This window comes from Pedobacter sp. (genome assembly GCF_045628745.1).
Classification (GTDB): domain Bacteria; phylum Bacteroidota; class Bacteroidia; order Sphingobacteriales; family Sphingobacteriaceae; genus Pedobacter.
Genome location: NZ_JAZQPU010000477.1, coordinates 1 through 5,620, shown reverse-complemented (window position 1 = coordinate 5,620; position 5,620 = coordinate 1). Strand labels below are relative to the sequence as shown.

Genomic DNA, 5,620 nt, shown 5'->3' with positions numbered 1-5,620 from the left:
TCCTTTTGCACGACGAGAAGCTAATACTCTTCTACCGTTTGCTGTAGCCATTCTTTCGCGGAAGCCGTGTTTGTTTCTTCTCTTTCTTTGCGAAGGTTGGAATGTTCTTTTCATAACTGTATTTATATCTTAACTATATATTTTTTAAATAAGAGGTGCAAACATAGCGTAATTATTGTACAAATCCAAATACATTTCCAGGTATAATGATTTTTAACTTCATCTATATTCCTAACGATGTTTTAAGCTTGATATAACCCGTTTTACTTACCGGTAGCCAAATGTCAGATTTCAAAAGTACCATATAACTATCTTTTTCCTTCAGTTCTATCCGGGACACCTGCGACAAATTTATAATATAAGAACGATGAATACGAATAAATTGAGAAGATTCTAACGTTTTCTCAAAAAAACTCATGGTTTTGTTCTTAAAATAGATGCCATCGGTCGTGCTGATCTTCACCTGATCATCATCTGCCTCCAGGTAATGCACATCCATCACGTTTAATATTTTAATAATCCCATTCTTTTTAACCACAATCCGGTTGCTTTGTGCTGGGCTGAGGGCGGCAATATCTAAATGATCTCTGTTGAGCGATTCTCCGTGGCTATGCTTATTCAGCAGCTTCTGTATGGCCATATCAAACCGCTCTTTTTCAATAGGCTTCAATAAATAATCTATCGCATTAACCTCAAAAGCCTTGATGGCATATTCATCAAATGCGGTGGTAAAAATTACATCAGGTGGCAGCTCTACTAACTCCAGCATCTCAAAACCACTGATCTTAGGCATCTGAATATCCAGAAAAATAAAATCAGGTTTAAATTGAGTGATGGCTTTCAACCCTTCAAAGCCATCACTACATTCTGCCACAACTTCAATCTCGGAATACTGTTGTAAATAGAATTTAATAATATCTCTTGCGAGGGATTCATCATCAATTAATATGGTTTTGATCATGGTGTTGCGGTATTTTTAGCTGTGTGACAAATAAATTAGGCTCTTCGGTGAAGGTATGCAGTAAATGTTGATCTGCAAATAATAAATATAATCTTCTTTTTATGGCCGACAAGCCGAAACCGGTACCACCGGTTGCAGTTATTTCTGGATCAAAAGGATTTTTAATCGTAAACTGCAACACCTGATGTTCCACCGTAACCTCAATAGAAATGGTGATGGCTGCAGAAGTATTGTACAACCCAAACTTAATGGCATTTTCAACAATAGGCTGCAACAATGTTCCTGGTAAGGTTAAACCGAGCGTTTCCTCGGCTATTTGCACATTAATATTTAAACGATGGCTAAACCTTACTTTCTCAATATCTAAATAAAGCTGTATATATTCCATCTCTTCCGCTACGGTAACCCAAACATCATCGTCTCGCTTAAGTGTGCCCCGCAAAAAGGACGCTAATTTAGTAATCATCGGGCCGGCTTCTTTGGGATTCACGATGGTCAGTGCATAGACAGAATTGAGGCTATTGAACAAAAAGTGAGGCTGCAGTTGGTGTCTCAACCGGTTTAATTCGGCTTCTTTAGCAAGGTTTTGTGCCGCAAATAAACGTTCTTTCATTTCCGACTGCTCTTCTAGTTTATACCACAATATATTAACGATGGCCCACCAGGCAAGAAAAATAAAAACAATGGTAAACCTAAAGGGCAGCGAGAGGTCCAGAAAGATCGCATATTTTTTCTCCGTAATCAGCAGATTAAGTATAAAACTACTGGAAAAAGTTACAAACAGCGCTAGTATTAACGTAATGACCAGCACAAATACCACAGGTTCATTTTTTGGCTGGTAATAGCCTAGCAGGTTGCTGAACACCATGCAGCAAAAGGCAAGTAAAAGGTTGGAGATACAACTGTCTGCCAATGAGATCACCCATGTAAAATTAAGCAGGTAATAAAACATCAGCACAAAGGCAACTACATAAAAAAGAAAGCCACCTACGGCTATTCTTTGTATCCTTGGAACAGATAATGGTCTGGTTGTCACAAGCCTAAGGGTTAGTAATTTTTAACATCTACACCACCAAACATGGCAACCCCCTTAATCACTAAAATCTTTCTGGGGCCATCAACAAAAGGAGCCACAGCCCTTTTATCATCCATACCACCAAAAATAGCAACAATTTCTGATTTGATTTCCCAGTTTGGCGGAACAATTATTTTTACCCCTCCAAAAATAGCAATCACATCCAGGGTTATGGTATCCTGAAAGTCTGCATGACTTAAATTCAGTTCACAGCCACCAAAAATAGCGAGCACATCTCCGCCTTTAAAATTCTTGGAATACACTTTCTGGTGTGCACCACCAAAAATATTCACAGAGTCAATCACATCATTTTGATCTACCGTTACAGGCTCTTCCGTATTTGCAGGTGCATCAGTTTGATCTTGAAAATTAAGCTTTGCAGATTTACGTTTCCACTTTTCCATGGCACTGGTCTTTGGTTTCAAGATTAAAAATAAACCCAAAAGGATAAAGATAAAAGCCAGGAAATACTTGCTGAAATCAAAATCACCCATATCTTCAATGGTGAAATAGCCGCCTATCAAAACCATAATTAACCAACCACCCCCTTGAAAATTACGCTTTACCCCAATAAAAAGACCAATGGCAATCAATAAAGTGTGCCAGCTGAGAATCCAATCTGGAATTTCAATGCCAAAGTTCCTTAAGAAGAACACTACTCCAATGACTAAAAGAATCAGGCCACTCCAAACCCGGTTCGTTGTGTTGCCGTTATTTATATTGCTAAATTTCATTTGTATATTATCTTTTTTCTAAGGGTGATCGAATATCATTCAATGAATGGTAATCAAATGTAGGCAAGCAAGTATTCATATACGAGAGCCTTGCAGTATAGCAGGGTAAAATGTCGGTGAATAACAGGATTTAGTCGGTAAAGCGTTTATTCAAAAAAAAGCCTAAGGAATAGCCATATAAATTATGGCCACTCCTTAGGCTAAAAAAAACTTATAAAAACTTATTTAGTTCTTAGCAAATCTCTGATTTCTGTCAACAATACCTGCTCTTTTGTGTCTTCTGGTGCCCCAACAACAGGTGACGCTTCTTGTTTTCTTTTCATTCTATTGATAGCTTTAACCATTAAAAATATGATAAAAGAAAGGATGGCAAAATTGATCACTTCCGTAACAAAATTTCCCCAGGCAAACACTGGTCCCACTGCCCTAGCCTCTTCTAACGAAGCTGTTGGATTAGCCGTCAGAAAAGTCCTTACTTTTTCACTTAAGGGAATGTAGAAATTCGTAAAACCCTTATCACCAATCAATAAGCTGACGGGTGGCATAATTAAATCGTTAACCATTGAGGTAACAATTCTCCCAAACGCACTACCGATAATCACACCGACAGCAAGATCAATAACGTTTCCCTTAATGGCAAACTCTTTAAACTCTTTAATGAAACTCATAAAAATATCTTTAATATCCATTTAGACTCTACTATAAATCTATTCATTTTTTTAATTATAGTTTGTATTTTTTGGTAGGAAAATTTTCATTACATTACAATAATCCTTTAAGTGATTAGTTTATATCTAAACCAAATGCTTAATTTTGAAACGGGTTTAATGCCATTTCTACAACATGCTAAAACAACATTTACAACAAAAATTACTTCAAAAATTATCACCTCAGCAAATTCAATTTATAAAGTTGCTGCAAGTTCCTACTGTGTCGTTAGATACCCGCATAAAAGAAGAATTAGAAGAAAATCCAGCACTGGAAGACCCTAGTTTAATGATCGCGGAAGAGCCTAAAAATGAATATGATGATACGCCAGATGAATATGACCCCTCTTCTAAAGAAGAAAATACGGATGAATTTAATGTAGATGATTATTTACAGGATGATAACGTAAATGATTACAGCACATCATACAACAACAGTGACGATGACGAGGAGAAAAAAGAAACCCCTATTGCTATTGAAAGCACCTTCTTTGAAAGTCTTCAGGAACAATTAGACTTAGTACCTTTGTCTGACCAGGATTTTATAATTGGTAAACAAATTATAGGAAGCCTTGATGATGATGGATACCTAAGACGCCCTATTACTTCCATGATTGATGACCTTGCATTTTCACAAAATGTGATGGTAGATGAGGAAGATGTAATGGAAATGTTGAGGGTTATACAAAGCTTCGATCCTCCGGGCATTGCCGCAAGGGATTTACAGGAATGTTTAACACTCCAATTGAAACGCAAAGAACAAACGCCTCTGATCATTAAGGCTATACAGGTGGTAGAAAGTTACCTTGATGAGTTTACACGTAAACACTATGATAAGTTAGAGAAATCACTGAACTTAACCAGCGAAGAGTTAAAGGAAATCATCAATGAAATTCTCCGCTTAAACCCTAAACCAGGTGATTCTAACCAGGTAACCACCAAACAACTGCAAGTTATCCCAGATTTTCACGTTTCTAATAATGACGGGGTTTTGATTTTAACGCTAAACTCTAAAAATGCACCTGAGTTAAGGGTAAGCCGTTCTTACATTGATATGTTTGAACATTACGATAAAGCAGCGCTGAAAGATAAAAAACTGAAAGAGGCTGTGCAATTTGTAAAACAGAAGCTGGATTCGGCAAAATGGTTTATTGATGCAATTAAACAAAGGCAACAAACTTTGCTTAAGACCATGAACGCCATTATGCAGTATCAATATGAGTATTTATTGACTGGTGATGAGCGTAAAATGCGCCCTATGATTTTGAAAGATATTGCTGACAAAATTGATATGGATATCTCTACTGTTTCAAGGGTAGCCAATTCAAAATATGTGCAGACAGAATTCGGCACGTTTCTTTTGAAATCATTCTTTTCTGAAGCCATTCAAACCGAAAGTGGTGAAGAAGTTTCTAATAAAGAAGTAAAAAAGATCTTAGAAGACTGTATAGGCAGAGAAGATAAAAGAAAACCGCTGGCAGATGAGAAATTGACAGAGATTTTGAAAGACCAGGGTTATAATATTGCCCGCAGAACTGTAGCCAAATACAGAGAACAAATGAATATTCCTGTGGCAAGACTTAGAAAAGAATTATAAATTACAGATGCCTATTGGCTGTAAAACACATCCAATAGGCAATTCCTGTATTATGAAAGTAAGTTTTGTCTGAGCAAAAACTCCAACTGCTCGTTAGCAACCAATAACTTCTCTGTAAGTTCCCTGTTCTCTTTCCTTAAGGTATAAATTTCATAAGCTTTCTCAATATTAATCCTTAGATCCTCTTCCATCCATGGCTTTTGGATGTAGCGGTAAACCTGGCCTTTATTTATGGCGTCAATCACCGCATCAATGTCTGAATAGCCTGTTAAGATCATCCTTATCGGATCAGGATGTTTCTCTAAGATTGAAGCTAAAAACTCCACTCCTGTGGTTTTCGGCATTCGTTGATCCGTGATAATCACATGGATTGTTTCCTGTTCCAGAATCTTTCTTCCTTCTTCAGCAGACTCTGCGGTGAAGATTTTATAAAGCCTTCTGTAAGTTGCCGTAAATGCACTTAGATTGTGTGGTTCGTCGTCGACGTATAAGATATGAGCACTCATGTTTTCTCTTTAATAAAAAGTTAAAATTAGTTTTTTATTA

At 37.0% G+C, this 5,620-nt stretch carries 7 protein-coding genes; 1 reads left to right on the top strand and 6 read right to left on the bottom strand.

All coding sequences use genetic code 11. From position 1 onward, the window contains the following. From rpmH to mscL, 5 genes are all read right to left on the bottom strand, one after another. Positions 1–114 (bottom strand): 50S ribosomal protein L34 (gene rpmH / locus ACR2F7_RS17340; protein ID WP_432714792.1); only part of this gene is annotated, 114 nt, incomplete at its 3' end. A gap of 109 nt (positions 115–223) precedes the next feature. After that, on the bottom strand, positions 224–961 hold the full coding sequence (locus ACR2F7_RS17335) for a LytR/AlgR family response regulator transcription factor (RefSeq protein WP_432714790.1): 738 nt from the start codon (positions 959–961) through the stop codon (positions 224–226). Then, complete coding sequence (locus tag ACR2F7_RS17330; protein ID WP_432714789.1) at positions 939–1,997, bottom strand: sensor histidine kinase; 1,059 nt, start codon at positions 1,995–1,997, stop codon at positions 939–941. Before ACR2F7_RS17330 ends, ACR2F7_RS17335 begins: the two co-directional genes overlap by 23 nt. Before the next feature lie 11 nt (positions 1,998–2,008). Further along, a complete protein-coding gene (locus tag ACR2F7_RS17325) occupies positions 2,009–2,770 on the bottom strand; it encodes a LiaF transmembrane domain-containing protein (RefSeq protein ID WP_432714788.1) in 762 nt (253 codons plus the stop codon). A 221-nt stretch (positions 2,771–2,991) separates the two neighbouring features. Continuing rightward, the gene (gene mscL, locus ACR2F7_RS17320; RefSeq protein ID WP_432714791.1) at positions 2,992–3,438 is read right to left on the bottom strand and encodes a large conductance mechanosensitive channel protein MscL; all 447 of its coding nucleotides are present in this window, start codon (positions 3,436–3,438) and stop codon (positions 2,992–2,994) included. Between the two features lie 175 nt (positions 3,439–3,613). Here mscL and rpoN point away from each other — a divergent pair, with 175 nt between their 5' ends. Further along, entirely contained in the window at positions 3,614–5,074 is a 1,461-nt protein-coding gene (gene rpoN, locus ACR2F7_RS17315) for an RNA polymerase factor sigma-54 (RefSeq protein ID WP_432714787.1), read from the top strand. 50 nt (positions 5,075–5,124) lie between these two features. Here the strand turns inward: rpoN and ACR2F7_RS17310 are convergent, their stop codons facing one another. Further along, positions 5,125–5,580 (bottom strand): response regulator, encoded by a 456-nt coding sequence (locus ACR2F7_RS17310; protein WP_432714786.1) that lies wholly within the window; start codon positions 5,578–5,580, stop codon positions 5,125–5,127. Between the last annotated feature and the right edge of the window lie 40 nt (positions 5,581–5,620).

What these genes read in the sequence shown, in the direction of transcription:
- mscL (WP_432714791.1), bottom strand. Translation starts at nt 3,438, where the DNA reads ATGAGTTTCATTAAAGAGTTTAAAGAGTTTGCCATTAAGGGAAACGTT.
- ACR2F7_RS17335 (WP_432714790.1), bottom strand. Translation starts at nt 961, where the DNA reads ATGATCAAAACCATATTAATTGATGATGAATCCCTCGCAAGAGATATT.
- ACR2F7_RS17310 (WP_432714786.1), bottom strand. Translation starts at nt 5,580, where the DNA reads ATGAGTGCTCATATCTTATACGTCGACGACGAACCACACAATCTAAGT.
- rpoN (WP_432714787.1), top strand. Translation starts at nt 3,614, where the DNA reads ATGCTAAAACAACATTTACAACAAAAATTACTTCAAAAATTATCACCT.
- ACR2F7_RS17325 (WP_432714788.1), bottom strand. Translation starts at nt 2,770, where the DNA reads ATGAAATTTAGCAATATAAATAACGGCAACACAACGAACCGGGTTTGG.